The organism is Actinosynnema sp. NPDC023658, from assembly GCF_040639995.1.
Classification (GTDB): Bacteria; Actinomycetota; Actinomycetes; order Mycobacteriales; family Pseudonocardiaceae; genus Actinosynnema.
The window spans coordinates 1-1,866 of sequence record NZ_JBFAAX010001044.1; the positions used below are offsets into that span (position 1 = coordinate 1).

Annotated in this window: 1 protein-coding gene; it reads right to left on the reverse strand. The window is 70.0% G+C overall.

Annotated features, from left to right (window positions below):
* On the reverse strand, positions 1-1,866 hold a 1,866-nt coding region (locus tag AB0G02_RS37860), incomplete at both ends, for a beta-L-arabinofuranosidase domain-containing protein (RefSeq protein ID WP_360804623.1).

The following is a 1,866-nucleotide window of genomic DNA, read 5'->3' on the forward strand; positions in this document are numbered from 1 at the left end:
TTGGAGTTGCGCAGCCGGAAGTAGCCGTCCGGGTCGACCACCGCGGTCCACAGGTGGTCCGCGCTGCCGCTGTCGTCCCACTGGATCACGAGGCCGCCGTCGGCGGTGGACATGTCCTGCACGCCCAGCACCAGCCCGCTCGCCCGGTTCTGGATCTTGTGGGCGCCCGACGGCACGAAGCGCCACCGGTTGTCGGCCGAGCCGTTGTCCTGGTCCTGCACGACCTGCGCGCCCTGGGACGTCGAGCCGTTGAGCGTGCCGAGCAGCTTGCCGCTGTTGACGTTGCGGACCTTGTGGGTGCCGTCGCCGTTGTCCACGATGGTCCAGCGGTGGTCCGCGGTGCCGTTGTCGGCCCACTGCAGGGCGCGGGCGTTGTCGGCGGTGGACATGTTCTCCACGCCGAGCACCTTGCCGCTGTTGACGTTGCGCAGCCGGACGTTGCCGCCGTCCGCGATCAGCTGCCAGTTGTGGTCCGCGGTCCCGGTGTCGCCCCACTGGATCGCTGAGCCGCCGTCGGCGGTGGACATGTCCTGCACGCCGAGCACGAGCCCGCTCGCGGCGTTGACCAACCGGTACCCGGAGTCGTACCCACCGGTCCCGCCGCCGGTCGTGCTCCAGTAGACGGTGTAGTTGAAGCCGTGGGCGTCGTGGAACGGCCCGAGGTTGACCGTCGCGCCGTCGGCGCGGGCGGTGAAGGTCAGCGCCGACGTGCTCGTGCGGGTGATGGACGTGGTGTCCAGCGAGGGCAGCCGCGACAGCGTCGTGTTGCCGTAGTTGCCCGCCAGCACGGCCGGGCCGTACGTGATCGCGGCGACGTTCGGGTTGTCGTTGCTGGGCTGCACGACGACGCGCATGGGCAGCCGCAGGGTGACCGTGTCGCCCGAGGTCCACGACCTGGTCAGCGACGCGTAGCTGCCGGGCGTCGCGGCGACGTCCTGGGCGGTGCCGTTGACGCTGATCGTCGCGCCGGTGGTCCAGGCGGGGATGCGCAGCCGCATCGTCCACGACCCGCTCACGCTGCCGGTGACGGTGAAGGTGGTGGTGTCGCTCGCGGGGTAGGTGGTGGTCTGGGTGACCGTGATGCCGCGCTCCGCCCACGTCAGCACCGACGGCGTGTAGAGGTTCACCGTGAGCGTGGTGCCGTTGCGGAAGTAGATGGAGTTCGCCAGCGAGGTGTTCACCTCCAGCGCGGTGCCCTGGCAGCACCAGAACGTGCCGTAGTCGGTGCTCCAGTTCCCGCCGCCCCACGCCGGGCCGGTGTTGCCTCGCCGGTGGCCGGGGTTGAGGCCGGTGAAGTAGCAGATGTGGCCGTGCGGGTCGGCCGTGTTCTGCTGCCCGATCAGGTGGTTGAGCAGCGCGCGCTCGTAGAAGTCGAAGTACGCCGGGTTGTCCGGGTTGAGCAGCCACAGCTCCCGGGTCAGCTTCAGCATGTTGTAGGTGTTGCACGCCTCGGCCGTGTCGGTGTTGAGGTAGGCGGCGATGGCGTTGGGCGCGCGGAAGTGCTCGGCCTGGCTGTTGCCGCCGATCACGTAGGTGTGGGCGCCGACGGTGATGTTCCACGCGTTGGTGGCGATGTCGCGGTAGCGGGTGGTGCCGGTGGCCTTGTACTCGCGGGCCGCGCCGATCCACTTGGGCACCTGGGTGTTGGCGTGCAACCCGCTGAGCTGGTCCCGGTTCGCGGCTAGGGGGTCGAACACGGCCGCGTGGTCGAACCGCTGCGCCGCGGTGAGCCAGCGCGAGTCGCCGGTCTGCTGGTACAGGTCGGTCAGCACCGCGTTCATCCCGCCGAACTCCGTGCCCAGCACGCGCTGCATGGTGCTGTAGGACAACCGCGAGGTGCGCCAGTCGACCCACCCGGCGAGCCGC